Consider the following 24,747-nt stretch of genomic DNA (forward strand, 5'->3'; position numbering starts at 1 on the left):
CACGGACCCGTCGCCCGGGGGAACGGAGAGAGAGATCATGGGACTCCCACTCAATCTGACCGTCAAGATGGGCAGCTACCTCCTCAAGCAGAAGCTTCTCCGCCGCGAGAAGTTCCCACTCATCGTGGAGGTCGAACCCCTCTTCGCCTGCAACCTCGCCTGCGCGGGCTGCGGCAAGATCCAGCACCCGGCGAGCGTGCTCAAGCAGCGCATGCCGGTGGAGCAGGCGGTCGCGGCCGTGGAGGAATCGGGCGCCCCGATGGTCTCCCTGGCCGGCGGTGAGCCGCTGATGCACCCGCAGATCGACGAGATCACCCGCCAGTTGCTGAAGCGCGGCAAGTTCGTCGTGCTGTGCACCAACGCGGTGCTGCTGCCCAAGCACATCCACAAGTTCAAGCCGCACCGGAACTTCGCGTGGATGGTCCACATCGACGGGCTGCAGGAGCGGCACGACGAGTCGGTGAGCAAGGACGGCGTCTTCGACCAGGCCGTCGCCGCCATCAAGCAGGCCAAGGCGGCGGGCTTCCAGGTCTACACGAACTCGACGTTCTTCAACAACGACAGCCCTCAGGACATCATCGAGGTGCTGGACTACCTGAACGACGAGCTCAAGGTCGACCGGATGCAGATCTCGCCCGGCTACGCCTACGAGAAGGCGCCGGACCAGGACCGCTTCCTCGGCGTCGAGCAGACCCGCACGCTGTTCAAGAAGGCCTTCGGCGACGGCCGCCGCAAGAAGTGGCGGCTCAACCACTCCGCCCTCTACCTGGACTTCCTGGAGGGCAAGCGGGACTTCGAGTGCACCCCGTGGGCGATCCCGTCCTACTCGCTCAAGGGCTGGCAGAAGCCGTGCTACCTGATGGCCGACGGCTACACCCAGACCTACCAGGAGCTGCTCGACACCACCGAGTGGGACAAGTTCGGCCGCGGCAAGGACGCCCGCTGCGACAACTGCATGGCGCACTGCGGCTACGAGCCGACGGCCGTGCTCGCCACGATGTCCTCGCTGCGCGAGAGCATCCGCGCGGTGACGGCGGGCTGAGCCCGCGCCTTCGTCCGTCCGTCGGGCCGCTGTGACCTTCCGGTCACGGCGGCCCGTCCCTTTCGTCCCTGGCGTGGCGCGTCGGCGCGTCACTAGCATGCCCCCCAACGAGCGATCCACTGAGCCAACCGGGTGATCCAGGCGTTGGACCGTCCGGGCGATGGGGGCGTGCATGACCGCGAACACGAACGCGAAGGACGAGCTGGACACGTTCCACGTGCTCACAGCGCTGCTGTTGACCCCGGGGCAGTTCCCGAGCGTGCTCGGCGACGACTACCCCGAGGCCTGCGCGGTGCTCGGCCTCGAACCGTGGGCCGACGGCTACGGCCTGCTCTTCGGCCAGGACGCGTCCGGCGCGCGCTGGACCGTCGTCTCCGACGACGCCGCACTGATCGGCTGCGCGATCGCCGCATGGGACTGCGGCATGCCGTACGAGCTGTCCGCGCCGGACCGCACGGTCGTCGACACCATCGCCGGCTGGCCGCTCGCCCTCACCGTCGCCACTCCCGGCGTCCCGGACCCGCACGACCCCCGCCCCGCACCCGGCGCGAAGCTCCTCACCGCCCCCGACCCCGCGGCCTGGGGCCCCGCGCAGCGCCGCATGGCCGCCGACGACGTCGCAAAGCAGTGGCTCACCTGGCGCCGGCAGGTCGGCCTGCACGCCTCCTTCGACGAGACCGGGGCGCAGCCCCCCGCCCACATCCAACGCGTCCTCACCGAGGCCATCGGCTACACCAGCGACCCCCCGCCCGCCGGCCGCGTGCGCTCCGCGCCCGGCCCCGAAGGCGCGCGCATCGTCCGCGCCGACGGCCCCGGCTGGTCGCTCGCCGCGAACACGGAGGACATCGCCCTCCTCCTGCTCGACGAGAAGCCCCACGAGGTCCTCCCCCTCGGCCGCGGCCCGTCCCTCCCAGGCCTCCTCCGCGCCCTCGACGAGATGGCCCGTACGTCGGCGTAGCCGACAGGGGCGCGGGGAACTGCGCGACAAGCCACCCACAGCGGTGCGATCCCGAGCGGGCAGGGCCATCCCCCTCGGGGGGGTTCTCGCGCAGTTCCCCGCGCCCCTGGGTGGTGCAACCGTCCGGGCAGCCAGATATCCGCCGACGCTGCGAGTCCTCGCAGCACCACATCGGAACCGTCGCGGGGCTGCGGCCGGACCACGAGCGGGTCAAGGCCTTCCGGCTGCTGGTCCGGCTGCTCGGAGTCGCCGACGCGCGCCGCAGGGAGCAGTGCCGGGCCTGGTTCGGCGAGGCCCCGTGCCCTCACGACTGGCACCGGCTCGGCCCCGCGTCCCCGGGTGGGAACAGCCTCGGGTAGGCGCAGACTGGTGGGGTGACGTCCATCAGCAGGCGCGGGGTTCTCGCTCTCGGGGCCGGGGTGGTGGCCGGGGTGGCCGGTTGCACGTCGTCGGCTCGGCATCCGACAGCCACGGCGTCCTCGCCGCCCTCGTCGTCCGCGCGCCCCTCACCCACGCTCACGCACCCCGGCACCCGCCCGAGCCCGAGCGCGTCGGCGCTGCACGTCACCGCGCCGTGGCGGCCCAGCCCGAACGACATCCAGCCGGAGGTGAAGCTCCGTGCGGTGCGCTTGATCGAGGCGCTGGGCACCTGGCCGCTCGGCGGCCAGGGCGTGGACGCCGCGCGGAAGCGCGCGGCCGCGGCCGGGTACGACCCGGCGCTCGCGGATCAGGCCGGGGGTCTGTTGACGGGCGCACCCCAAGCCGCCGTGCAGGTGCTGGAGGCGCAGTACGGCGGCATCCTCAGCGACTCCGCCAGCGTGCTGGTCGTGTGCCGCCAGTACACGCCGGGGAACGACACCGGCGGCACCACCGTCGACGTGCGGCTCAGCGCCGCGAAGCCGGTGTGGAACGTGACCGCGCTGCATCCCGCCGTTCCGGGCCCGCCGGCGTCCTCGCTGTCGGGCGCGGCCCGCGCCGTCCTCGCCGACGTGGAGGCGATCACCCTGCCGCCCGCCGCCCACGCGGACGTGCTGAGCGGCAACGTGCACGACAGCGCCCTGAACGCGATGCTGACGCTGGCGCGCAGCCACCGGATCATGCTCAGCGTGGTCCGCTCCGGGCACCCGATCTACGTCTTCGGGACGAACCGTCCCAGCGACCACCCCATGGGCCGCGCCTTCGACGTGTGGACCATCGACGGCCACGCCGTCATCGACCCGGCGACCCCGCGGTCGCTCGTGGAGAGCTTCATGCGCGCGGCGGCCGCGGCGGGTTCCTACAACGTCGGCGGCCCCTACCTCCTCCCCGGCGCAGGCAACCAGTTCTTCAGCGACGACACCCACCACGACCACGTCCACGTGGGCTTCGACTTCTGAGGCCGGGCCCGGTTCGTTCCGCGAGCGCGTCCTCGAAGCAGAACAGCGCCACCAGGGCCGGATCGTGGAACCCTCTTCGGCTCGCGACCGAAGAGAATAGGCGACCACAGGACAAGCCTCAGAGCTGCTCGGGCAGCCCGAACCACGGCAGGACGCTGCTCTCGAAGCGCGAGAGCGCGCAGATCCGCTCGCCGCTGAGGCCCAGCACGATCAGGCCGGTACCGCGGCGGACACCGCCCGGCATGCGCAGGTAGGCGCCGAACGCGGGCTGGCCGTTGGCGCGGGTGGGGACGAGGTCGAACCGTCGGCCCGCGCCGAACAGGGCGGCGACGAAACGGGAGACGATCGCGCGTCCCTCGTACTCGAAGGGGATCGGCGGCATCGACATGAAGACGTCGTCCGTCAGCAGCGTCACCAGGGTCTCGAGGTCCGCCGCCTCGTAGGCGACCACGAACCGCGCGACCAGGGCCTGCTCCTGCGGCGATCCGGCCGCCGGCGCGGGCTTGTCCGTGCGCGTGCGCCGCCCCAACGTCGCCCGCGCCCGCTTGAGCGCGCTGGTGACGGACTCCACCGTCACGTCCAGCATCGCCGCGACCTCACTCGCGTGGAAACCGAGCACGTCGCGCAGGACCAGGACCGCGAGCTGACGGGGCGGCAGCAACTGCAGGGCGGTCACGAAGGCCAGCGAGAGGGACTCCGTCTGCTCGTAGCGGGCCTCGGGCCCGGGCGGCTCCGGGGCCGCGTCCGCCGCAGGCGCGTCGGGGAACGGTTCGAGCCAGACGGCCTCGCCGAGCCGGGACGGTTCGGGCGGCACCACGCCGGGGACGTTCCACTCCCGGGCACTGCGCCGCTTCGCCGAGCGCAGCGCGTTGAGGCAGCGGTTGGTGGCGATCCGGTAGAGCCAGGTGCGCAGGGAGGCGCGGCCCTCGTAGCCGCCGAGGCCCTGCCAGGCGGCGAGGAGGGTGTCCTGGAGCGCGTCCTCGGCGTCCTGGAGCGAGCCGAGCATTCGGTAGCAGTGGACCTGCAGCTCACGTCGGTGCGGCTCGGTCAGCTGGCGGAACGCCTCACCGTCCCCGGCCCTCGCCCGCTCGATCAGCTCGGCACTCACCCGCGTCGCCCTCCTCAAGGCACGTCTCCTCCATCCTGGGCAGACACCGGCCGGGGCACGAACTGGGCGGTCCCGGACCGCCCAGTTCCCCCTCCCCCTCCTGTCTGCACCAACGACAGCACAACGAGGAGGCAGAGATGTTGCTCAAGGACAAGATCGCGGTGGTCTACGGCGCCGGTGGCGCGGTCGGCGGTGCGGTGGCGCGCGCCTTCGCGGCGGAGGGGGCCGTCGTCCTTCTCACCGGTCGGCGTCTGCCGACGGTCGAGGTGGTCGCCAAGGAGATCGTGGTGGCGGGCGGATCCGCCGAGGCCGCCGAGGTCGACGCGCTCGACGAACAGGCGGTGGAGGCGCACCTTCGGTCCGTGGTGGAGCGGGCGGGCCGGGTGGACGTCTCGTTCAACGCCGTCGGCGTTCCGGATCGCACGATCCTCGGCACGCCGCTGGCGGAGCTGGACGTCGAGACCTTCCTCCGCCCGGTCACGGACTACACGCGGTCGTACTTCCTGACCGCCCGGGCCGCGGCGCGGCGGATGCTGCCGCAGCACTCGGGGGTGATCATGACGGTCACCGCGCTCCCGGCCCGCATGGGCAGCGCGCTGAACGGCGGCTACGGTCCGGCGTCCGCCGCCAAGGAGGCGATGACCCGCGACCTGTCCGCGGAGCTGGCGCCGCAGGGGATCCGGGTGGTCGGCCTGCGTCCGCACGGCCTCCCCGAGACGGCCTCACTGCGAGCGGTGCACGGAGCGAAGGCCGAGGCCAGCGGCCTGAGCTGGGAGCAGTTCGAGCAGTACCTGGCCGCCTCGTCCCACACCCGGCGGACGATGCGGCTGCAGGAGCTGGCCGACGTGGCGGCCTTCATGGCGTCGGACCGGGCCAGCGGCATGACCGGGACCAGTGTCAATTTGTCGATGGGCCGACTCGACGACTGACGTACCGGAAAACGACGGGCCGGAAACGGGGAGGGCCCGGACCGCAGCGCGGTCCGGGCCCTCACAGGCGGGAGGCCTCAGTGCGCCGGCGGCGCGTCCGGGGCGGGGCCGCCGAGGGCCTTCAGCGGGATCTCCTTGAGCACCAGCGCGAAGCCGAGCGCGATCACGATGAACGGGACACCGATCAGGAAGAGGTCGCCGATGGCGTGTGCGAAGGCCGCGGTGACGTGGTGCTTGACCGGCTCCGGCAGGGCCTTGATGGCCTGGACGTTGTTGGTGTCCATGCCCTTGAGCGCGCCCGCGCCCTTCGGCGAGCCGGCGAACTCCTGCGTCAGGTAGTGGGTCAGCCGGCTGGTGAGCACCGTGCCGAAGATCGCCGTACCGATGGAGGCGCCGATCTGGCGGAAGAACGTCGCCGAGGCGGTGGCGACGCCCATGTCGCGGAAGTCCACGGCGTTCTGGACCGCGGTGACGACCGTCTGCATGGTGAGGCCGAGGCCTGCGCCGAAGGCGAAGGCGAAGAGAGCCACCTGCCAGTACGGCGTGCTGTTGGTGAGCGTCGACAGCAGCAGCAGCGAGCCGATGATGACCAGCGCGCCGATGATCGGGAAGATCTTGTACTTGCCCGTCTTGGCCATGACGCGACCGGAGCTGATCGCGGTGGCCATGATGCCGGCGACGGCCGGGAGCATCCCCAGGCCCGACTTGGTGGCCGACATGCCCTGCACGGCCTGGAGGTAGACCGGCAGGTAGATGATGCCGCCGAACATGGCGAAACCGGCGAAGAAGCCGAAGCCGTTGCCGATCCGGAAGACCGGGTTGCGGAACAGGCGCATCGGCAGGATCGGCTCGGTGGCGCGCTGCTCGACCAGGCAGAACACCACGGTCAGCAGGACCGAGCCGATGCACAGGGCCAGGCCCTGCCAGCTCGTCCAGCCGTAGCTGGTTCCGGCCCAGTTCAGGTAGAGCAGCAGGCTGGTGACGGCGGTGACGATGAGCGCCGAGCCAAGGTAATCGATCTTGTGCTCGCGCCGGTTGACCGGCAGCTTGAGCGCGAAGGAGCAGACGACCAGCGCGCCGATGCCGACGGGCAGGTTGATGTAGAAGATCCAGCGCCAGCCGATCGAGTCGGTGAACCAACCGCCGAGCAGCGGGCCGGCCACGCTGGCCAGGCCGAAAACGGCGCCCATCAGGCCCTGGTAGCGGCCGCGCTCGCGCGGGGGTATGACGTCGCCGATGATCGCGAAGGCGAGCGACATCAGGCCGCCGCCGCCGATGCCCTGGATGGCGCGGAAGCCGATCAGCTCGCCCATGTTCTGGCTGAGACCGGCCAGCGCGGAGCCGACCAGGAAGATCACGATCGCGGCCTGGAAGATGATCCGGCGCCCGTACAGGTCGGAGATCTTGCCCCAGAGCGGCGTCGCGGCCGTCGAGGTCAGCAGGTAGGCGGTGACCACCCAGGAGAGCTTGTCGATGCCGCCGAGCTGGCTCACGATGGTGGGCAGCGCGGTGCCGACGATGCTCTGGTCCAGGGCGGCCAGCAGCATGCCGGCCATGAGGCCGCCCATGACGACCATGATCTGCTTGTGGCTGAGGTAGTTGGGGCCGTCGGCCGGAGCCTCCGGACCGGGCGGGGTGACCGGGGTGTCGGTCGAGATCTCTGACATGCCAGGCACCGTACTGCATGGGTAGGACAACCGATACGGCGGGGCTAGCCTTACGGCAAGTAAGCTGCGAACGGCGAGGTTACCGGCCGTTCACTTCGGTGTCGGCGGCCCGTTCTGCCCGGAAAAGTCCCGCTGGAGGGCGACCCCGTCCCCCGAACTCGTGGCGGTCGCTTGCCAGCACCCGCACTCCCGCCGCTAACGTGCCAACATGCAGACGGACGATCGACGCGCAGCCGACCTGGAGGAGCTGGGCCTCACCAATTACGAGGCCCGGGTGTACCTCGCCCTGATCCGCCGCGACGTTTTCACCGCGGCCGAAGTCGCCAGGGAGGCGGGTGTCCCCCGACAGCGCGTCTACGACGTGCTGGAGGGGCTGATCCGTCGGCAGCTCGCCGTGCTTCACCCCGGCCGGGTCGCCGGGTACTCCGCGGTGGCTCCCGACACCGCCGTGGAGCGGCTCATCGAGCAGCAGCGGCGCTCCCTCGGGCGGCTGGAGCGGCTCTCCAGCGAGCTCGCCCGCGAGCTGGGCCCCACCTTCGACAGCGGCCGCACCCACACCGACCCGCTCGACTACGTCGAGGTGCTGCGGGACTCGGCCGACATCAGCGAGAGATTCGCGCGGCTGCAGACGACCGCCGAGCGCGAGCTGCTGAGCTTCTCCAAGCCGCCGTGGTTCACCCCGCCGGAGAACCTGGCCGGCCTGGAGGCCAGCGCCCGCCTGCACGCGGCGGGCCGCACCGTGCGTTCGCTCTACTCCCGCGAGGTGCTGGAGGACCCGGCCCTGGTCGAGGTCATGCACCTGTTCGTGGACGCGGGCGAGGAGATCCGCATCGCGGACGAGCTCCCACTGAAGATGATCATCGCGGACGGGTCCACGGTCATGTGCGACATGCCCGACCCGGTGGCCCGCGACAGCGCGACGACCTCGCTGTGCATCCGGCACCCCTCCCTCGCCGAGGCGCTCTCGCTGGCGTTCCACTCCATCTGGGACAGCAGCCTGACGCTCGCCGAGGCGCTGAAGGACCGTCAGCCGGAGCTCGCCTCGGAGTCCGCGGGCTCGGCCGAGGCCGCCGACGCCTCCGCCCCGGACTCCCCGGACTCCCCCGAGGGTTCGAAGGACACGGAGCCGGACGGCTCCCCGGCCTGATGCTCGTCCCGCAGCACCCGGCGCAGCACCTTGCCGAGCATGTTGCGGGGCAGCGGATCCACCCGGAACTCGACGATCTTTGGCATCTTGTAGCCGGTGAGCCGAGCGGCGCAGTACTCGAGCAGCGCCCGCTCGGTGAGCCGGCTGCCCGGCTTCACGATCACGCATGCCTTCACCGTCTCGCCCCGGTAGGGGTCCGGCACGCCGACCACCGCGGCGTCGGCCACCGCGGGGTGCGCCAGCAGCACGTCCTCGATCTCGCTGGGGAAGACGCTGAAGCCGGAGGCGATGATGACGTCGCGCTTGCGGTCGATCACGGTGACGAAGCCGTCCGGGCTCATCACGGCGATGTCGCCGGTGAAGAGCCAACGGTCGTGCAGCATCGCCGCGCTGTCCTCGCGCTCATGCCAGTAGCCGGCGAAGACCTGCGGACCGCGCACCACCAACTCCCCCGCCTCACCGTGCGGTTGCTCCTTGGCCGGGTCGTCCTCGGCGACGATCCGCACCTCGGTGCCGGGCAGCGGGATCCCGACCGTCCCCGGACGGGCGTTGGCGTTCAGCGGGTTGGCCAGCACCACGGGTGAGGCCTCGGACAGCCCGTAGCCCTCGACGAGCCGAGCGCCCGTCAACTCCTGGAACCGGTCCACGGTTTCGGGCTCCAGCCGCATCGCGCCGGAGATGCAGTACCGCACCGAGCGCAGCGCGCGGTTGACCGCGGGGCCGTGCTTCTCCGCCTCGTTCATCAGCGCCTGGTACATCGGCGGGACGCCGGGGAAGAGCGTCGGTCGCCACCGGCGCATCGTGCCGACCACGAGCGCCGGGTCGAAGGTCGGCAGCAGCACCGTGCGGGCCCCGGCGGCGGCCGCCACACCCAGGCACATGGTCATTCCGTAGACGTGGAACATCGGCAGACAGGCCAGCAGCGTCTCGCGGCCCGGCCGCAGCTGCGGATACCAGGCACGGACCTGGTGGGCGTTGGCGACGAGGTTGCGGTGCGTCAGCATGGCGCCCTTCGGCGTCCCCGTGGTGCCGCCGGTGTACTGCAGCACGGCGACCGCATTGCGGGGGCTCACCGGCCCGAGCGCGGCGCCGCCGCGCCGGGGTGGCCGGCGCGGCACGTCGCCGAAGCGCACGGCGTCCGCATCCTCGGGCAGGGGCGTGCTGAGCTTGGCGCGCAGCGCACGGGAGCGGGAAAGGGGCAGCCGCAGCGCGAGACGCGCCCGGAGCGGGAGCGCGTCGGCGAGGCACGCGACCACCACGTGCCGCAGGGCGGTCCGCCCGCGCACGGCGTCGACATGCGCGAAGGCGCCGTCGTGGACGACGGCGACGGCGGCGCCGCTGTCCTTCAGCTGGTGGGCCAGCTCGGACTCGGTGTACAGGGGGTTCGTCGGCACGACGATCGCGCCGAGCCGCAGCGTGGCATAGAAGGCCACCACGTACTGAGGGCAGTTCGGCAGCACCAGCGCGACCCGGTCGCCACGGGTGACGCCGAGCGCGGCCAGGCCTTCGGCGAAGGCCTCAGTACCAGCCGTGGGCCTGCCAGAAGGCCCAGGCGGCGTTCGGGCTGCCGTAGGTGCTGTCCATGTAGCCGAGCGCCCAGCGGATCTGCGTGGCGGCGTCGGTCTGCCAGTCAGGGCCGGCGGAGGCCATCTTCGAGCCCGGCAGGGCCTGCGCCAGGCCGTACGCACCGGAGGACGGGTTCGTCGCCGTGACGTTCCAGCCGCTCTCGTGGGAGATGATCTGGTCGAAGGAGGCGAGCTGGTCCGCGGGGACGATCTGCGCGGCGATCTGCTGCGGACTGCCGGACGGGGCGGCGGGGGCCTGCTGGACCGGCTGACGCTGCTGGGAGCGGTTCGCGGCCTCCTGGGCGGCGCGCTGCGCCGCAGCCTTGGCAGCGGCGGCCTTCTCCGCCGCCTTGGCGGCAGCGACCTTCTCCGCGGCGGCCTTGTCGGCGGCTGCCCGCTGGGCGGCTGCCTTGTCCGCCAGGGCCTTCGCAGCGGCGGCCTTCGCAGCCGCGGCCTGCTTCTCAGCGGCAGCCTTCGCGGCGGCGGCCTGCTTCGCAGCGGCGGCCTCGGCCGCCTCCTGGGAGGCCTGCGCGCTCGCACTGGCGACAGCGGCCTTCGCGTTCGGGTCCGCGACCGCGGTGTGCGCTCCGTTGCCCGGGAGAGCCACCGCGGCGGTGGCGGCGAGGCCCACGGCGGCGACGGAGCCGGCGATGGCGATGCCGCGCTTGCGCAGGCTGAACGAGGGCAGGGAAGGCATGAAGGAAGCTCTCCATCGGTTGGCTGGGCGGCCACCGTCCGCCCGCAGCGCGGGACAGGTGCGCTGCGGGATCGGACGGCGCCGTTGGCACGCCGGTTTCGGGCTGGTGCCGGACTGCGGGCGAAGCCCTGCGCACTACTTCGATCGCGGGGCCGCCGTGACGACATCGCCATTGATAACAAGCGGCCTCCGGGCGGATCAACGCGCGTTTCTACTATGCGCATCCGTAGTGGAACAACGTTCGCCGGATCGGGCGGCAGCGGGCGTGCGAAAGGTGCAACGGAGATCGCCAGGGGACGTAAGCCCTGTGTGAAGGCTCTGCGCGCGGCGAAAGGTCGTCCACGGTCCTCCGCCCCCGAAGATCTTGGGATGCGAACAAACGATCAACTATCGCCGGTCGTAGGACCGTCCGGCCGTGTGGTGGGGCTCACAGAAAAGCCGAAGGGCGCCGCTCGTGCGGCGCCCTTCGGATCAAGCTGGTGGAGCTGGCGAAGCTGTGGAGACGAGAAGCGGAGACAGAGGTCAGCGCACCGTCAGCCGGGCGATCAGGGCGAGCAGGGTGAGGGCCCGCTCGCGCTCGATCTCGTCCAGCGGCGTGAGCAGCCGCGCCTGGACCTCCGTGACGCCGCCCCCGACCTCCTCCAGCAGACGCGCGCCCGCAGGGGCCAGCGCCAGCAGGTTGCGGCGGCCGTCGGAGGGGTCGCGCCGACGCAGCACCAGGCCGCGACGGACCAGACGGCTGATGAGCTCGGCCATGGTCGCCTTGTCCAGCGAGGTGCGCTCGCCGACCGTGCGCTGGTCGATGTCCGGCTCTGTGGAGAGCGCGTCCAGCACGGCGTGCTGCGGCGCGGTGAGCTCTGTGGAGACCAGCTCGGTCCACAGCCGCGTGTGCACCTGCTGGGCGACGCGGATCAGGTAACCGATCACGCGCGGGGCGTCCAGCAGCGGACGGGCGTCGACCATGGTCTCCAGCGCGAGGTTCTCCATCCGCGCCATGCGCGCCAGCGCCATCATGAGCTCGGAGCGCTCCGGCTCCGAGAGCGGCACCAGCAGCTCGCGCTGGACCACCGCGACGCCGGTCGACGCCTCCTGCATGACCTGCTCGCCGTGCGGCGACAGGGTCAGCAGCTTGCGGCGGCCGTCGGCCGGGTCGCGGCGACGCAGCACCAGGCCGCGACGGACCAGCCGACCGACCATCTCGGCCATGGTCGCCTTGTCGAGCGAGGCGCGCTCGCCGACCGTCCGCTGGTCCGCACCCGGCTCCAGAGCCAGGGCGATCAGCGCGGCGTACTGCGGCGCGGTCAGCTCCGCTCCGACGTGCTCGGCCCACAGACGCGTGTGGACCTGCTGGGCTATGCGGATCAGTTGACCAGGCGACTGGGACAAGCGGATCGGCGTGCCCGTCATGTCGATATCCCCCAGCACCATAGGACCGTCCTGAAGTGTTCCCGACGCTTTTTCAGCCCTGTGGGTGGGCGCGTTCGGATCGTGAGCGGCGCGACCGTGGGGAAGCCCCATGTGGGGGTCCTGTGTACGGAGTTTTCGGCCGGGCAGCCGTCGGCTGCTGGCCGACACTATACAAACCAGACAGACCAGAGCGACATGGCCCAGAGGGCCGCGATCCAATCGTGATCCGAAGCGATCGTTGGTGTCCGACTCAGATCGGTTGCAGGCTTCTCAGCAAAAGCTCGGCAAAGGAAGCGCCAATGGCCTGGGGGGTCAGCTCCCCGTCCTTCCGGTACCAGCTGCCCAGATGGTGTACTCCGCCGAAGAACTGATGAGTCACCAGGTCCGCCGGAAGATCGGTGCGGAAGACGCCTTCTTGCTGCCCCTCCTCGATCACGGCCCGGAAACGCTCGTGGTAGCGGCGCCGGTCCGCCCGGACCTGGGCGAGCCGGTCGGGCGGGAGCATGTGCATCGACCGGAAGGAGACCATCGCGTCGTCGAGGTGCTCCAGCGTGCTCACCACCACGTCGGCCGCCGCCGCGCGCAGCCGGTCCGCCACCGGGCCGGGCACCTCGGCGGTATCCGCCAGACGCTGCGACTGCACCACCAGCAGCCGGGTGTAGATCTGCTGGAGCAGGTCGTCCTTGGACGCGTAGTAGTGGTACATCGCGCCCTTGGTCACTCCGGCCAACTCCACGATGTCCTGGACCGAGGTGGGGGCGAAGCCTCGCTCCGCGAAGAGCCGGCTGGCCGCGGCGAGCAGCCGCTCCTGGACGGGGACCGCCATGTCGACGCGCGCTGCCATGGGCGTCCTCTCTCCTGTGACGGCGTACCGCGGCGTACCTCTTACGACGTATCGCTCCGGCGTGCACTCTCGGATGTCAACGTGGTGCGAACCACGCGCGAGCCACTCTAGTCGACATACCTACCAGTCGGTATCGTGACCGCCATGAGCACTCCGACGCCCCCGGGGCTGGACCTCGACCGGCTGCGCGCCCATCTCGGCACCGGGCCGCTGACCGCCGCCCTGATCTCCGGCGGCAAGTCCAATCTGACCTACCGGCTCACCGACGGCAACCACCGCTGGGTGCTGCGTCGCCCGCCGCTCGGCCACGTCCTCGCCACCGCGCACGACATGGTCCGCGAGCACCGCGTCATCGCCGCCCTCGCGGACACGCCGGTGCCGGTCCCCCAGGTGCACCTGCTCTGCGAGGACACCGAGGTCGTCGGCGCTCCTTTCTATCTGATGGACGAGGTCGTCGGCACCGTCTACCGCACCGCCGAGGACGCGGCCGGGCTCACTCCGGAACGGGCCCGCACGCTCTCCGCCAACCTGATCGACGTCCTCGCCGTGCTGCACGCCGTCGACCCGGCCGCCGCCGGGCTGGCGGACTTCGGCCGCCCGGAGGGCTACCTGGAGCGGCAGGTCTCCCGCTGGCACCGCCAGTTCGAGGCCTCCCGCAGCCGCGACATCCCCGGCTTGGAGGAGCTGCAGCGACGTCTGAGCGACGGCGTCCCCACGCCGCAGCGGGCGACGATCGTCCACGGCGACTACCGCCTGGACAACACCATCGCCGCCGCCGACGACAGCATCGCGGCCGTGCTCGACTGGGAGATGGCCACCCTCGGCGACCCGCTCGCCGACGTCGGCCTGATGAAGGTGTACTGGGACATCGCCGGCCGCATGCCCGGCAACCCCGTCGCCGGAGCCGTCAGCCCCGAGCTCGGCTTCCCGGCGATGCGCGAGCTGGAGGAGCGCTACGCCGCGACCACCGGCCTCGACCTCACCCCTCTCCCCTGGTACACCGCCTTCGGCCAGTACAAGCTGGCGGTCATCGCCGAGGGCATCCACTACCGCTTCATCCAGGGCAAGACGGTGGGCGAGGGCTTCTCCCACCTCGGCGCGATGGTCCCGCCGCTGGTCGGCCTCGCCCTCGACAGCCTGAACCGGAAGGCGGGCGACTGATGGACTTCCGCTACGACGAGCGCACCGTGGAGCTCCAGCAGCGGCTGCTCGCCTTCATGGACGAGTGCGTCTACCCCGCCGAGCCGGTGGCCGCGGCCCAGCTGCGCGCGTCCGACGACACCTGGGCCCGCCCGGCGGTCATGGCCGAGCTCAAGGCGGAGGCCCGGCGGCGCGGGCTGTGGAATCTGTTCTTCGTGGACCAGCACAGCCTCCCCAAGGCCGAGCACGGCGCGGGTCTGACCAACCTGCAGTACGCGCCGCTCGCCGAGATCACCGGGCGCAGCCCGTACCTCGCGCCGGAGGCGCTGAACTGCGCCGCACCGGACACCGGCAACATGGAGGTGCTGGCCGAGTTCGGCACCCCGGAGCAGCAGAAGCGCTGGCTGACACCGCTGCTGGAGGGCGAGATCCGGTCCGCCTTCTGCATGACCGAACCCGAGGTCGCCTCGTCCGACGCCGCCAACATCGCGACCCGGATCGAGCGCGACGGCGACTCCTATGTCGTCAACGGGCGCAAGTGGTGGTCCTCGGGCGCGATGAGCCCCGAGTGCGAGATCTTCGTCGTGATGGGCCGCACCGACCCGAACGCGGAGAAGCACCGTCAGCAGAGCATGATCCTGGTCCCGCGCGACACCCCCGGCGTGGACGTGCGGCGCGGCATGGAGGTCTTCGGCTACACCGACGGCGCGCACGGCGGCCACGCCGAGATCGTCTTCACCGACGTGCGCGTCCCGGCGGAGAACCTCATCGCCGGGGAGGGCCTCGGCTTCGCCATCGCCCAGGCCCGGTTGGGGCCGGGCCGGATCCACCACTGCATGCGGCTGATCGGCATGGCCGAACGGGCGGTGGAGTTGATGTGCCGCAGGGTCGTCTCGCGCACGGCCTTCGGCAAGCCGCTGGCCGAGCAGGGCGTGATCCAGGAGTGGATCGCCGAATCGCGGGTCCGGATCGAGCAGTTGCGCCTGTTGGTGCTCAAGACCGCCTGGCTGATGGACACCGTCGGCAACAAGGGCGCCCACACCGAGATCCAGTCGATCAAGATCGCCACCCCGGCCACGGTCGAGTGGATCATCGACAAGGCCATCCAGGCCCACGGCGCGGGTGGCGTCTCCCAGGACTACCCCCTCGCCCAGCTCTGGACCGCCGCGCGCACGCTGCGCTTCGCCGACGGCCCCGACGAGGTCCACAAGCGGTCGCTGGCGCGCCGCGAACTGAAGCCGTACCTTGCCTGACCAGCATTGTTCATGACCAGCCGTCACTCACCCTCAGGAGAAGCACTCTCATGACCGAGCAGAACCGTGTCGCCATCGTCACCGGAGCGGCGCGCGGCATCGGCGCCGCCACCGCCATCCGCCTGGCCGCGGACGGCTACGCCGTCGCGGTGATCGACCTGGAGGAGTCGGCCGGCAAGGACACCGTCGAGAAGATCACCGCCGCGGGCGGCAAGGCCCTCGCCGTCGGCGCCGACGTCAGCAACGCCGAGCAGGTCGCCGCGGCCGTCGACCGCGTCGTGGCCGAGCTGGGCGCGCCCACGATCCTGGTCAACAACGCCGGCGTGCTGCGCGACAACCTGCTGTTCAAGATGTCCGAGTCGGACTGGGACACCGTCATGAACGTGCACCTCAAGGGCGCGTTCCTGATGTCCAAGGCCTGCCAGAAGCACATGGTCGACGCCGGCTACGGCCGCATCGTCAACCTGTCCTCCTCGAGCGCGCTCGGCAACCGCGGCCAGGCCAACTACAGCGCCGCGAAGGCGGGCCTGCAGGGCTTCACCAAGACGCTGGCCAAGGAGCTGGGCAAGTTCGGCGTCACCGCCAACGCGGTGGCCCCCGGCTTCATCGCCACCGACATGACCGCGGCGACCGCGGAGCGCGTCGGCATGGGCTTCGAGGAGTTCAAGGCGGCGGCCGCGTCCATGATCCCGGTCAACCGGGTCGGCGTGCCGGACGACATCGCGCACACGGTCTCCTTCCTCGTCAGCGAGGGCGCGGGCTTCGTCTCCGGCCAGGTCATCTACGTCGCCGGCGGCCCGCTGGACTAGCGCGCAGCGCCAGCAGGGGCGCGGGAAACTGCCCATCTGCGGCTCCTCCCCCAGCCTTCGGCCGGGAGGTGCCCCAGCGTGGGCGCGACCACCCCAAGCCGACGGCCCGCTGGCCAAGCCCCTTCAGGGGCGCGGGGAACTGCCCGACAAGCCACCCCAGGTGACGAGTCCCCGAACGCGCAGGGCCATCCGCACGCCGGTGGTTCCTCGCCAGTTCCCCGCGCCCCTGGCGGTGCAACCTCACCACCATCGAAAGGTGACCGTTTCGTGGATGCAGAACTGAGCCGCGCGATCCGCGACTTGCTCGACTCGTACGATCCCGCGACCACTCCGGTCGCGGAGTTCCTCGGGGCCCGCTTCGACGCCGGGCTGGCGTGGGTGCACTTCCCCGAAGGGCTGGGCGGGCGGTCCGCCCCGCGGAGCGTCCAGCAGGAGGTGAACGACGCCTTCGCCGCTGCCGGGGCCCCCACGCTCGACATCGGCCGACACGGCATCGGGCTCGGCATGGCCGCGCCCACCCTCCTCGCCCATGGCAGCGACGAGGTGCGCCGCCGTTTCCTGCGGCCGCTGTGGACCGGGGAGGAGACCTGGTGTCAGCTCTTCTCCGAGCCCGGCGCCGGCTCGGACCTCGCCGCGCTCGGCACCCGCGCCGTCCAGGAGCCGGAGACGGGTGACTGGATCGTCGACGGCCAGAAGGTGTGGACCTCCCTCGCCCACGAGGCCGACTGGGCGATCCTGGTCACCCGCACCGACCCGGACGTGCCCAAGCACCGCGGGATGACCTACTTCGTCTGCGACATGCACGCCCCCGGCGTGGAGGTCCGGCCGCTGCGCCAGGCCACCGGCGAGGCCGAGTTCAACGAGGTCTTCCTGACCGGCGTGCGCATTCCGGACGCGCACCGGCTCGGCGCCGTCGGCGACGGCTGGCGCGTCGCGCAGACGACGCTCATGAACGAGCGGGTCGCCATCGGCGGCCACGCCGAACCCCGCGAAGGCGGAATGATCGGCGTCGTCGCCCGGACCTGGCGCGAGCACCCCGAACTGCACACGCCCGCCCTCAAGGACGCGCTGCTGCGCCTCTGGGTCGACGCCGAGGCCGCGCGCCTCACCTCCGAGCGGCTGCGACAGCAGCTCGCCGCCGGGCAGCCGGGCCCGGAGGGCAGCGCGGCGAAGCTCGCCTTCGCGCGGCTGAACCAGCAGATCTCCGGTCTGGAGCTGGAGCTGCTCGGCGGGGAGGGCCTGGAGTACCACGACTGGACGTTCCGGCGGCCGGCCAACCCGTCGATGCTCGAAGGCAGCCCCGGCTACCGCTACCTGCGGGCCAAGGGCAACTCGATCGAGGGCGGCACCTCGGAGATCCTGCGCGGCATCATCGCCGAGCGGGTGCTCGGTCTCCCCCAGGAGATCCGCGTCGACAAGGACGTTCCATGGAAGGACCTGCCCCGATGAACGCCACGACCACCGACCAGGGCGGCGCGGACCTCGGCTACAGCGAGGTCGAGGAGGAGCTGCGCGCCAACGTCCGCGCGCTGCTGGCCGAGCGGGCCCCCGCGAACGCGACGCTGGCCCGCACCGAGGCGGAGCAGACCACCGATCTCGCGCTGTGGCGCGCCCTCGCGGGTGAGCTCGGCGTCACCGGTCTGCCCGTGCCCGAGGAGCTGGGCGGCGCGGGCGCGAGCTGGCGCGAGACCGCCGTCGTCCTGGAGGAGCTGGGCCGGGCCGTCGCGCCCGTCCCCTTCTTCGGCAGCTGCGTGCTGGCGACGGCCGCGCTGCTGGCGCTCGGCGAGCGCAAGATCCTCCCGCAGCTGGCCTCCGGCGAGGCGATCGGCGCCCTCGCCATCCCCTTCGCCAGCGCGCCCGGCGGAGCCTTTCCCGCGGACGTCCGGGTGTCGCAGGGCCTGCTGTCCGGCACGGTCCGCCAGGTCGCGGACGCGCTCACGGCCGACGTCCTGCTGGTCCCGGCGGTCGCCGCGGACGGCACGGCGGAGCTGTACGCGGTGACGGGCGCGCTGGTCGAACCGACGGTTTCGCTCGACATGACCCGCCAACTCGCCGTCGTCACGCTGGAGGAGGTCGAGGGCATCCTGCTCGCCTCCGGCTCGGAGGCCGCCGCGGCGCTGGACGCGGCGCTGGAGACGGGTGCGGCGCTGCTGGCCAGCGAGCAGCTCGGCGTGGCCGGGTGGGCACTCACCACGACCGTCGCCTACGCGAAGGAGCGGCACCAGTTCGGCCGTCCCATCGGTGGCTTCCAGGCGGTGAAGCACCGCTTGGCGGACCTGTGGGTCCTGGTCACCCAACTCCGCGCGGTCGCCCGCGCGGGCGCGGACGCGGTCACCCGCGACGCGGAGCGTGCGCTCTACGCCGCGCTGGCCCAGGCCTTCGCCTCCGGCGCTGCGGTCACCGCGACGGAGGAGGCGGTGCAGCTCCACGGCGGTATCGGCTTCACCTGGGAGCACCCCGCACACCTCTATCTCAAGCGCGCGAAGAGCGCGTCCATCGCCCTCGGCACGGCGGACCGCCACCGCGCCCGGATCGCCTCCCTCACCCACCTGTAGTCGCACGCACCCCAGGGGCGCGGGGCTCCGCTGATGTGCGGCTCTCCGCCGGCCTCCGACCGGGCGACCCCTCCGGCCTTCGGCCAGAGGGGTGCCCCGAGCGTGGGCGCGAGAACCCGGCCTGCGCGGATGGCCCTGCACCTCGGGGACCCTCTGCACGCCGCGGGCTGGTCGCGCCCGTTCGGCTCCGCCGCACATCGGCAGGGCCTCGCGCCCCTGCACGTCTGCAACGTCCCCCACCTCAGAAGGAACCCTCATGTCCAAGGTCGCAATCGTCACCGGCGCCAGCCGGGGTATCGGGTTCGCCGCCGCGCAGGCGTTGGTCGCGCGCGGGGACCGCGTGGTGATCACCGGGCGGGACACCGCCTCGCTCGACGAGGCGGTCGCCGCGCTCGGTGGACCGGAGGTCGCCCTCGGCGTCGCGGGCAAGTCGCACGACAGCGCGCACCGGGCCGAGACGGTCGAGCGGGCCATGGCGGCGTTCGGGCGGATCGACCACCTCGTCAACAACGTGGGCACCAACCCCGTCTTCGGTCAGATGGTCGATCTCGACCTCGACGCGGCCCGGAAGATCCTCGACATCAACGTCGTCTCCACCCTCGGCTGGGTCCAGCTCGTGCACCGGGCGTGGCAGGCCGAGCACGGTGGGGCGATCGTCAACGTCTCCTCCGTCTCCGCGCTCGGGCCCGCGCCCGGGATCGGGATGTACGGGGCGAGCAAGGCCGCGCTGATCCAGCTGACCCAGCAGCTCGCACACGAGCTCGCGCCGAGCGTGCGGGTCAACGCGGTCGCGCCCGCGGTGGTGAGGACCAAGTTCGCGGAGGCGCTCTTCGCGGGGCACGAGGAGCAGGTGGTCAAGAGCTACCCGCTGGGGCGGCTCGGGGAGCCGCAGGACGTGGGCGGGACGATCGCGTTCCTGCTGTCGGACCAGGCCGCGTGGATCACCGGGCAGACGATCGTGCTGGACGGCGGGCTGATGCTGGGCGCCGGACTGGCCTGAAATCAGCACTGGCCGAAATGTGACGGAATGCCTCCCGTTGCGGCCGGCCGGGAATTCCTACCGGTCGTGTCGGGAGGAAATCGGCGCCGCGTGCATTGCCCAGGAAAGCGGAGCCCAAACCGCCGGTCGATCAAGGATGATGCAGATCACATCCCTGTGCGTGCGACCAGAAAAAGGCGTCGACCTTTATTCAGATCCGACAATCCACCAGGTCACATGGTTGTCACGAAGATGACCTCGGGACCGGAGTTGAACCCGCAACACTGTAACGTCGAAGGGGTGCGTAGCCAGAGAACCGAGGGGACCCTGCTCGAGCGGGAGCTCGACAAGCCGGTGGAGGAGCAGCCGCCCAGCCGAGAGCGCTGGCGGCCGCTGAGCCGTACTCACAAGATTCTCTTCGGGATCACCCTGGTCGCATACGCCACGATCATCGTCGCCGTCTTCTCCACCTCACGCCTGGTCGCGCTCGACTGGGAGGTCATGAAGTGGAAGCCGTACGAGCACTGGCCGCAGTTCTGGGACTTCCTCAACTACTACGTCATCGCCGGACAGCGCGGCCCCGCCGCCATCGTGGTGTCGGCCTGGCTGGGCTGGCGGTCCTGGCGGACGAAGTCGTGGCGGCCGCTGCTGGTGCTGGGCGTGTCGCTGGTCCTGCTGAACATGTCCGTGGGAGCGGTCAAGATCGGCACGGGCCGCCTGGGGCCGCACTATGCGCACATCTACGGCTCCAACGAGATCTTCCTCGGCGGTGACATATTCCCGTCAGGGCACACCGCCAACGCGGTCGTGACCTGGGGCGTCGTGGCGTACCTGGCCACCCGCTGGCGCCGCACCGGCGCCGTGCTGGCCTGCTGGACAGGCCTGTCGGTCGGCGCCACGACGGTCTACCTCGGTACGCACTGGGTGACCGACGTCGTGGCCGGCTGGTGCGCCGGCGCACTGGTGCTGTTGATCCTGCCGCTGTTCGAGCCGATCATCACCAGCGCGGACGACCGGATGTGCGGCTACTGGGCCGAGACCGTCGGCCCGAGACTGCGCGAGCGCTTCGGCGGACGCGGTGGGAACCGGCCCGGCGGCAAGGTCAACCTGCCTGTCCGGCCCGACCAGAAGCGGACGTCCGTGCCGATGGCTCGCGATCATCGGGACATCCCGTCACGTGCCAATCGGTCAGTTCCGATCGTCTCCTGACATTCGCCCCGTCCCTTCGAATGCCGCTTCTAAAGTCCTGCGCATGGCGAACATGGAAGCTGCACTCAAGGACGCGATGAGCATCGAAGGCGCCATCGGCGTCGCGCTCGTCGACTACAACAGCGGCCTGGCCCTGGGGACACTGGGCACCGGAACAGAGCTCGACCTCAACGTCGCCGCGGCGGGGAACACCGACGTGGTCCGGGCGAAGATGCGCACGATGGAGATGCTGAATCTCCACAACGAGGCCATCGAGGACATCCTGATCACGCTCACGGCCCAGTACCACCTGATCCGGCCGCTGACGAACAAAGGCAGTCAGGGGATCTTCCTCTACCTGGCGCTCGACCGGCAGCGTTCGAACCTGGCCATGGCCCGCCACATGATCCGGCGGATCGAGGAGAACCTCGAGGTGTGACAGCCCTGGGGCGCGGGACCGAAGCCTCGCGCCCCAGGGCTGACTACCGGGCGGCCACCGCCTGCTTGATCAGTGTCTTGCCGAAGTCGCGCATCAGGCCGGTGCCGCTGTGGGCCTCGTCCATGATCTCCTCGAAGGCCGAGACGAAGCGGTCCACCTCGGCCTCGCCGATGATCAGCGGCGGGATCAGCTTGATGACCTCGAGGTGGTCGCCGGAAACCTGGGTCAGGATCCGGTGCCGCTGCATCAGCGGGACGACCACCATCTGCGCGAACAGCCCCTTGCGCGCCGCCTGCAGCGCGGACCAGCCGGTGCGCAGCTTGAGGGACTGCGGCTTGCCGAATTCGATGCCGATCATCAGGCCACGGCCGCGCACGTCCGCCAGCATCTCGTACTTCGGAATCAGCGCCGCGAGCCGCTCGCGGAACACGTCGCCGACCTGCCGCGCGTTCGCGACGACCTGCTCGTTCTCGAAGACGTGCAGGGTCGCCAGGCCGGCCGTCATGGCCTGGGCGTTGGAGCCGAAGCTCGCGGAGTGCACCAGCACCCGGTCCATCGACGAGTAGACCTTCTCGAAGATCCACTCCTTGCCCAGGGTCGCACCCACCGGCACGTAGCCGCCGGACAACGCCTTGGCGACGCACACCAGGTCCGGTTCGACGCCGGCCTCGTGCTGGTAGGCGAAGAAGTCGCCGGTGCGGCCGAGGCCGGTCTGCACCTCGTCGGCGATCAGCAGCGCCTTGTGCTTGTGCAGCAGCTCCTGAGCGGCACGCAGGTAACCGTCGGGGGTGGCGTGCACGCCCTTGCCCTGGATCGGCTCGACGATCAGCGCCGCGACGTCGCCCTTGCGCAGCTCCCGCTCCAGCCGCTCCAGATCGCCCAGCGGAATGGCCGTGTCCGGCAGCAGCGGGGCGAAGCCCTTGCGGAAGCCGTCCTCGCCGTTGACCGAGAGGGAGCCGGTGGTCAGGCCGTGGAAGGCGTGGTGACAGTAGAGGACGCGCGGCTTGCCGGTCGCGTAACGGGCGAACTTCAGGGCCGTCTCGACGGCCTCGGTGCCACTGTTGCCGAAGAAGACGCGGTCCAGGTGCGGGGCGTGGGCGAGCAGCTTCTCGGCCAGCAGGCCCGGCAGCGGCTGGCAGTCGAAGCGGGTCAGGTCGGCCAGCTCCAGGTCCATCACCTGGTGCAGCGCGTCCCGGACCACCGGGTGGTGCCGGCCGAGGGCGAAGATGCCGAAACCAGCCAGCATGTCGAGGTAGTCGTTGCCCTCGGCGTCGTAGAAGTAGGCGCCCTGCGCCCGCTCGTAGACCTTGTCGAAGCCGATGGTGCGCAGCATCCGCGGCAGCTGGTGGTTCAGGTGGTCGGCGTGCAGGCGGTAGCGCTCGCCGCCGCGCTCCTTCAGCAGCGCTTCGACGTCGAACGGCGCTCCCTTCTCAGAAGCGCTGCTGGTCTCAGCTTCCATGGTGCTGTTCCCCTCCAACGGTGTCGGGCGTCAGGCTGTCTGTCGTGCGGTAGGCGTCCCCGCCCACCAGGCCCAGGGCCTTGGCGAAGACGACGGTCTGGGCGGCGATCCCCGGGCCGGTGAGACCGATCTCGTCCAGGATCTCACCGCGCGCCGCGTGGTCCAGGAACCGTTGCGGAATGCCGAGTTCACGCGTCGGCACGTCGATGTCAGCGTCCCGCAACGCCTGAGCGACGGCCATGCCGACGCCGCCGACGCGGCCGCTGTCCTCGACGGTGACCACGAGCCTGTGTCGGGCGGCGAGTTCCACCAGGGCAGGGTCGACCGGCTTGACCCAGCGCGGGTCGACGACGGTCGTGCCGAGGCCGTCGGCCGTCAGCAGCGCGGCCGCGTCCAGGCAGGCGGAGGCCATGGTGCCGACCGCGACCAGCAGGACCTCGGGCATCCGCCCGGAGGTCTGGGTGCGCAGCAGCACGTCGACGCCGCCGATCCGCTGCTCCGCCTCGATCGGCGGCCCCACCTCCGCCTTCGGATAGCGGACCACGGTCGGCGCGTCGTCGACCTCCAGCGCCTCGCGCAGTTCGGCGCGCAGCTGGTCGGCGTCGCGCGGGGCGGCGATGCGCAGGCCGGGGACGACCTGGAGGATCGACAGGTCCCACATGCCGTTGTGGGAGGCACCGTCGGTACCGGTGACACCGGCCCGGTCGAGCACGAAGGTCACCCCGCACCGGTGCAGCGCACAGTCCATCAGCACCTGGTCGAAGGCGCGGTTGAGGAAGGTCGCGTAGACCGCGACGACGGGGTGCAGCCCGCCCGTCGCCAGGCCCGCCGCGGAGACGGCGGCGTGCTGCTCGGCGATGCCGACGTCGTAGATGCGGCTCGGGAACTCGCGAGCGAAGGGCGCGAGACCGACGGGCTGGAGCATGGCCGCGGTGATCGCGACGACGTCCGGGCGCTCCCGGCCGATCGCGACCATCTCCTTGCCGAAGACGGAGGTCCACGAGACGCCCGTGGAGGGGCGCAGCGGCTCGCAGGTGATCGGGTCGATCGCGCCGACCTGGTGGAAGTGGTCCGCCTCGTCCAGCTCGGCGGGGCGGTAGCCGCGGCCCTTCTCGGTCAGGCAGTGCACGATGATCGGCCCGCCGAAGCCCCGGGCGCGGCGCAGCGCGGACTCGACGGCGGCGATGTCATGGCCGTCGATCGGCCCGATGTACTTCAGGCCCAGGTCCTCGAACATGCCCTGCGGCGACTGCGCGTCCTTGTAGCCCTTCTTCGCGCCGTGCAGCGCGTCGTAGATCGGGCCGCCGACGACGGGCGTGCGCTGGAGCGCGTCCTTGCCCCAGGACAGGAAGCGCTCGTAGCCCTGGGTGGTGCGCAGCGTGGCGAGGTGGTTGGCGAGGCCGCCGATGGTGGGCGCGTAGGAGCGCTCGTTGTCGTTGACGACGATGACGACCGGGCGGTCGCTCTCGGCGATGTTGTTCAGTGCCTCCCAGGCCATGCCGCCGGTCAGCGCGCCGTCGCCGGTGACGGCGACGACGTGCCGGTCGTCGTGCCCGAGACGCTGGTTGGCCTTGGCCAGGCCGTCGGCGTAGCCGAGGACGGTGGAGGCGTGGGAGTTCTCGATGACGTCGTGCTCGGACTCGCTGCGCGACGGGTAGCCGGAGAGCCCGCCGCGGTTCTTGAACCGGTCGAAGTCCTGGCGTCCGGTCAGCAGCTTGTGGACGTAGGACTGGTGCCCGGTGTCGAACAGGATCCGGTCCTTCGGGGAGTCGAAGACGCGGTGCAGGGCGATGGTCAGCTCGACCACGCCGAGGTTGGGCCCGAGGTGCCCGCCGGAGCGGGTGACGGCGTCGATCAGGAACTCCCTGATCTCCTCCGCGAGCTTCGGCAGCTCCGTGGGCGGCAGCAGGCGCAGGTCGCGGGGGCTGCGGATCGATTCGAGCAGGGACATCGACTCACCTTCGTTCCGTACAAGACCTGCTGGACTACCTGTCGCCCTGTTGCCGGGGCGCGCTCCTAGTTGCTGACGGCGACCGACGGCATGCCGGACTCCACTCCCGCGTCCTGCATCTGCTCGGCCAGCTTCAGGGCCTCCTCGATCAGGGTCTCCACGATCTTCGACTCCGGCACCGTCTTGATCACCTCGCCCTTCACGAAGATCTGCCCCTTGCCGTTCCCGGACGCG

The 24,747-nt window shown here is 71.1% G+C and carries 21 protein-coding genes and 2 pseudogenes; 14 read left to right on the top strand and 9 right to left on the bottom strand.

What is annotated here, in order from left to right:
- Window positions 1-37 precede the first annotated feature (37 nt).
- The 4 genes from hpnH (at window position 38) to TR49_RS14510 (ending at window position 3,376) form a co-directional block, all read left to right on the top strand.
- Window positions 38-1,042 carry an adenosyl-hopene transferase HpnH gene (gene hpnH / locus TR49_RS14500; RefSeq protein WP_042381602.1) on the top strand — a complete coding sequence of 335 codons (1,005 nt, stop codon included), beginning with the start codon at window positions 38-40 and terminating at the stop codon, window positions 1,040-1,042.
- A 172-nt stretch (window positions 1,043-1,214) separates the two neighbouring features.
- The gene (locus tag TR49_RS14505) at window positions 1,215-2,000 is read left to right on the top strand and encodes a hypothetical protein (protein ID WP_042381604.1); all 786 of its coding nucleotides are present in this window, start codon (window positions 1,215-1,217) and stop codon (window positions 1,998-2,000) included.
- A 110-nt stretch (window positions 2,001-2,110) separates the two neighbouring features.
- Window positions 2,111-2,359, top strand: coding sequence for a DUF5958 family protein (locus TR49_RS42750; protein ID WP_152627256.1), 249 nt, complete (start codon window positions 2,111-2,113; stop codon window positions 2,357-2,359).
- A gap of 15 nt (window positions 2,360-2,374) precedes the next feature.
- Entirely contained in the window at window positions 2,375-3,376 is a 1,002-nt protein-coding gene (locus TR49_RS14510; protein ID WP_236653361.1) for a hypothetical protein, read from the top strand.
- A 118-nt stretch (window positions 3,377-3,494) separates the two neighbouring features.
- On the opposite strand, the gene TR49_RS14515 is transcribed toward TR49_RS14510, so the two are convergent.
- Window positions 3,495-4,484: an RNA polymerase subunit sigma-70 gene (locus tag TR49_RS14515; RefSeq protein WP_042381606.1), complete on the bottom strand. Its 990-nt coding sequence runs from the start codon at window positions 4,482-4,484 to the stop codon at window positions 3,495-3,497.
- A gap of 137 nt (window positions 4,485-4,621) precedes the next feature.
- Between TR49_RS14515 and TR49_RS14520 the strand changes: the two genes are divergently transcribed.
- Window positions 4,622-5,413: an SDR family NAD(P)-dependent oxidoreductase gene (locus TR49_RS14520; protein ID WP_042381608.1), complete on the top strand. Its 792-nt coding sequence runs from the start codon at window positions 4,622-4,624 to the stop codon at window positions 5,411-5,413.
- Between the two features lie 77 nt (window positions 5,414-5,490).
- Here the strand turns inward: TR49_RS14520 and TR49_RS14525 are convergent, their stop codons facing one another.
- Window positions 5,491-7,080, bottom strand: coding sequence for an MDR family MFS transporter (locus TR49_RS14525; RefSeq protein WP_042381611.1), 1,590 nt, complete (start codon window positions 7,078-7,080; stop codon window positions 5,491-5,493).
- Between the two features lie 208 nt (window positions 7,081-7,288).
- Here TR49_RS14525 and TR49_RS41475 point away from each other — a divergent pair, with 208 nt between their 5' ends.
- A complete protein-coding gene (locus TR49_RS41475; RefSeq protein ID WP_042381614.1) occupies window positions 7,289-8,227 on the top strand; it encodes a TrmB family transcriptional regulator in 939 nt (312 codons plus the stop codon).
- 41 nt (window positions 8,228-8,268) lie between these two features.
- On the opposite strand, the pseudogene TR49_RS45530 reads toward TR49_RS41475, so the two are convergent.
- The 4 genes and pseudogenes from TR49_RS45530 to TR49_RS14555 form a co-directional block, all read right to left on the bottom strand.
- Window positions 8,269-9,861 (bottom strand): annotated as a pseudogene (locus tag TR49_RS45530) (AMP-binding protein); the annotation flags it as partial.
- Entirely contained in the window at window positions 9,746-10,489 is a 744-nt protein-coding gene (locus TR49_RS43820) for an aggregation-promoting factor C-terminal-like domain-containing protein (RefSeq protein ID WP_052434291.1), read from the bottom strand. The gene TR49_RS43820 and the pseudogene TR49_RS45530, both read right to left, overlap by 116 nt.
- A gap of 522 nt (window positions 10,490-11,011) precedes the next feature.
- Window positions 11,012-11,917, bottom strand: coding sequence for a MarR family winged helix-turn-helix transcriptional regulator (locus TR49_RS46680; protein ID WP_052434292.1), 906 nt, complete (start codon window positions 11,915-11,917; stop codon window positions 11,012-11,014).
- Between the two features lie 229 nt (window positions 11,918-12,146).
- Complete coding sequence (locus TR49_RS14555; protein WP_042381616.1) at window positions 12,147-12,740, bottom strand: TetR/AcrR family transcriptional regulator; 594 nt, start codon at window positions 12,738-12,740, stop codon at window positions 12,147-12,149.
- A 144-nt stretch (window positions 12,741-12,884) separates the two neighbouring features.
- Here TR49_RS14555 and TR49_RS14560 point away from each other — a divergent pair, with 144 nt between their 5' ends.
- From TR49_RS14560 to TR49_RS14595, 8 genes are all read left to right on the top strand, one after another.
- Entirely contained in the window at window positions 12,885-13,901 is a 1,017-nt protein-coding gene (locus TR49_RS14560) for a phosphotransferase family protein (RefSeq protein WP_042381619.1), read from the top strand.
- Window positions 13,901-15,133, top strand: coding sequence for an acyl-CoA dehydrogenase family protein (locus TR49_RS14565; RefSeq protein WP_042381621.1), 1,233 nt, complete (start codon window positions 13,901-13,903; stop codon window positions 15,131-15,133). Before TR49_RS14560 ends, TR49_RS14565 begins: the two co-directional genes overlap by 1 nt.
- Window positions 15,134-15,183: 50 nt before the next feature.
- On the top strand, window positions 15,184-15,942 hold the full coding sequence (gene fabG / locus TR49_RS14570; protein ID WP_042381625.1) for a 3-oxoacyl-ACP reductase FabG: 759 nt from the start codon (window positions 15,184-15,186) through the stop codon (window positions 15,940-15,942).
- Window positions 15,943-16,209: 267 nt separating this feature from the next.
- The gene (locus TR49_RS14575) at window positions 16,210-17,391 is read left to right on the top strand and encodes an acyl-CoA dehydrogenase family protein (protein ID WP_042381627.1); all 1,182 of its coding nucleotides are present in this window, start codon (window positions 16,210-16,212) and stop codon (window positions 17,389-17,391) included.
- Window positions 17,388-18,497 (top strand): acyl-CoA dehydrogenase family protein, encoded by a 1,110-nt coding sequence (locus TR49_RS14580; RefSeq protein WP_152627258.1) that lies wholly within the window; start codon window positions 17,388-17,390, stop codon window positions 18,495-18,497. The genes TR49_RS14575 and TR49_RS14580 overlap by 4 nt, the downstream gene beginning before the upstream one ends.
- Window positions 18,498-18,753: 256 nt before the next feature.
- Window positions 18,754-19,497: an SDR family oxidoreductase gene (locus tag TR49_RS14585; protein WP_042381632.1), complete on the top strand. Its 744-nt coding sequence runs from the start codon at window positions 18,754-18,756 to the stop codon at window positions 19,495-19,497.
- Window positions 19,498-19,776: 279 nt separating this feature from the next.
- A complete protein-coding gene (locus tag TR49_RS14590; protein WP_052434293.1) occupies window positions 19,777-20,685 on the top strand; it encodes a phosphatase PAP2 family protein in 909 nt (302 codons plus the stop codon).
- A gap of 43 nt (window positions 20,686-20,728) precedes the next feature.
- Window positions 20,729-21,103: a hypothetical protein gene (locus TR49_RS14595; RefSeq protein WP_042381635.1), complete on the top strand. Its 375-nt coding sequence runs from the start codon at window positions 20,729-20,731 to the stop codon at window positions 21,101-21,103.
- 43 nt (window positions 21,104-21,146) lie between these two features.
- On the opposite strand, the gene TR49_RS14600 is transcribed toward TR49_RS14595, so the two are convergent.
- From TR49_RS14600 to TR49_RS42760, 3 genes and pseudogenes are all read right to left on the bottom strand, one after another.
- Window positions 21,147-22,562 carry an aspartate aminotransferase family protein gene (locus TR49_RS14600; protein WP_042381637.1) on the bottom strand — a complete coding sequence of 472 codons (1,416 nt, stop codon included), beginning with the start codon at window positions 22,560-22,562 and terminating at the stop codon, window positions 21,147-21,149.
- Window positions 22,552-24,513 (bottom strand): 1-deoxy-D-xylulose-5-phosphate synthase, encoded by a 1,962-nt coding sequence (gene dxs / locus TR49_RS14605; RefSeq protein ID WP_084724896.1) that lies wholly within the window; start codon window positions 24,511-24,513, stop codon window positions 22,552-22,554. Before dxs ends, TR49_RS14600 begins: the two co-directional genes overlap by 11 nt.
- A 65-nt stretch (window positions 24,514-24,578) precedes the next feature.
- A pseudogene (locus TR49_RS42760) lies at window positions 24,579-24,747 on the bottom strand (flavodoxin-dependent (E)-4-hydroxy-3-methylbut-2-enyl-diphosphate synthase); the annotation flags it as partial.

The sequence above is a fragment of the Streptacidiphilus melanogenes genome, assembly GCF_000787835.1.
GTDB classification, from domain to species: Bacteria; Actinomycetota; Actinomycetes; order Streptomycetales; family Streptomycetaceae; genus Streptacidiphilus; species Streptacidiphilus melanogenes.

Bases quoted from the DNA above. Each gene is read 5' to 3' on its own strand.
- TR49_RS43820 (WP_052434291.1), bottom strand. From the start codon at position 10,489: ATGCCTTCCCTGCCCTCGTTCAGCCTGCGCAAGCGCGGCATCGCCATC.
- TR49_RS14600 (WP_042381637.1), bottom strand. From the start codon at position 22,562: ATGGAAGCTGAGACCAGCAGCGCTTCTGAGAAGGGAGCGCCGTTCGAC.
- TR49_RS14595 (WP_042381635.1), top strand. From the start codon at position 20,729: ATGGCGAACATGGAAGCTGCACTCAAGGACGCGATGAGCATCGAAGGC.
- TR49_RS14585 (WP_042381632.1), top strand. From the start codon at position 18,754: ATGTCCAAGGTCGCAATCGTCACCGGCGCCAGCCGGGGTATCGGGTTC.
- TR49_RS14560 (WP_042381619.1), top strand. From the start codon at position 12,885: ATGAGCACTCCGACGCCCCCGGGGCTGGACCTCGACCGGCTGCGCGCC.
- TR49_RS14525 (WP_042381611.1), bottom strand. From the start codon at position 7,080: ATGTCAGAGATCTCGACCGACACCCCGGTCACCCCGCCCGGTCCGGAG.
- TR49_RS14565 (WP_042381621.1), top strand. From the start codon at position 13,901: ATGGACTTCCGCTACGACGAGCGCACCGTGGAGCTCCAGCAGCGGCTG.
- TR49_RS46680 (WP_052434292.1), bottom strand. From the start codon at position 11,917: ATGGTGCTGGGGGATATCGACATGACGGGCACGCCGATCCGCTTGTCC.
- TR49_RS14520 (WP_042381608.1), top strand. From the start codon at position 4,622: ATGTTGCTCAAGGACAAGATCGCGGTGGTCTACGGCGCCGGTGGCGCG.
- TR49_RS41475 (WP_042381614.1), top strand. From the start codon at position 7,289: ATGCAGACGGACGATCGACGCGCAGCCGACCTGGAGGAGCTGGGCCTC.
- hpnH (WP_042381602.1), top strand. From the start codon at position 38: ATGGGACTCCCACTCAATCTGACCGTCAAGATGGGCAGCTACCTCCTC.
- TR49_RS14505 (WP_042381604.1), top strand. From the start codon at position 1,215: ATGACCGCGAACACGAACGCGAAGGACGAGCTGGACACGTTCCACGTG.
- dxs (WP_084724896.1), bottom strand. From the start codon at position 24,513: ATGTCCCTGCTCGAATCGATCCGCAGCCCCCGCGACCTGCGCCTGCTG.
- TR49_RS14555 (WP_042381616.1), bottom strand. From the start codon at position 12,740: ATGGCAGCGCGCGTCGACATGGCGGTCCCCGTCCAGGAGCGGCTGCTC.
- TR49_RS14580 (WP_152627258.1), top strand. From the start codon at position 17,388: ATGAACGCCACGACCACCGACCAGGGCGGCGCGGACCTCGGCTACAGC.
- fabG (WP_042381625.1), top strand. From the start codon at position 15,184: ATGACCGAGCAGAACCGTGTCGCCATCGTCACCGGAGCGGCGCGCGGC.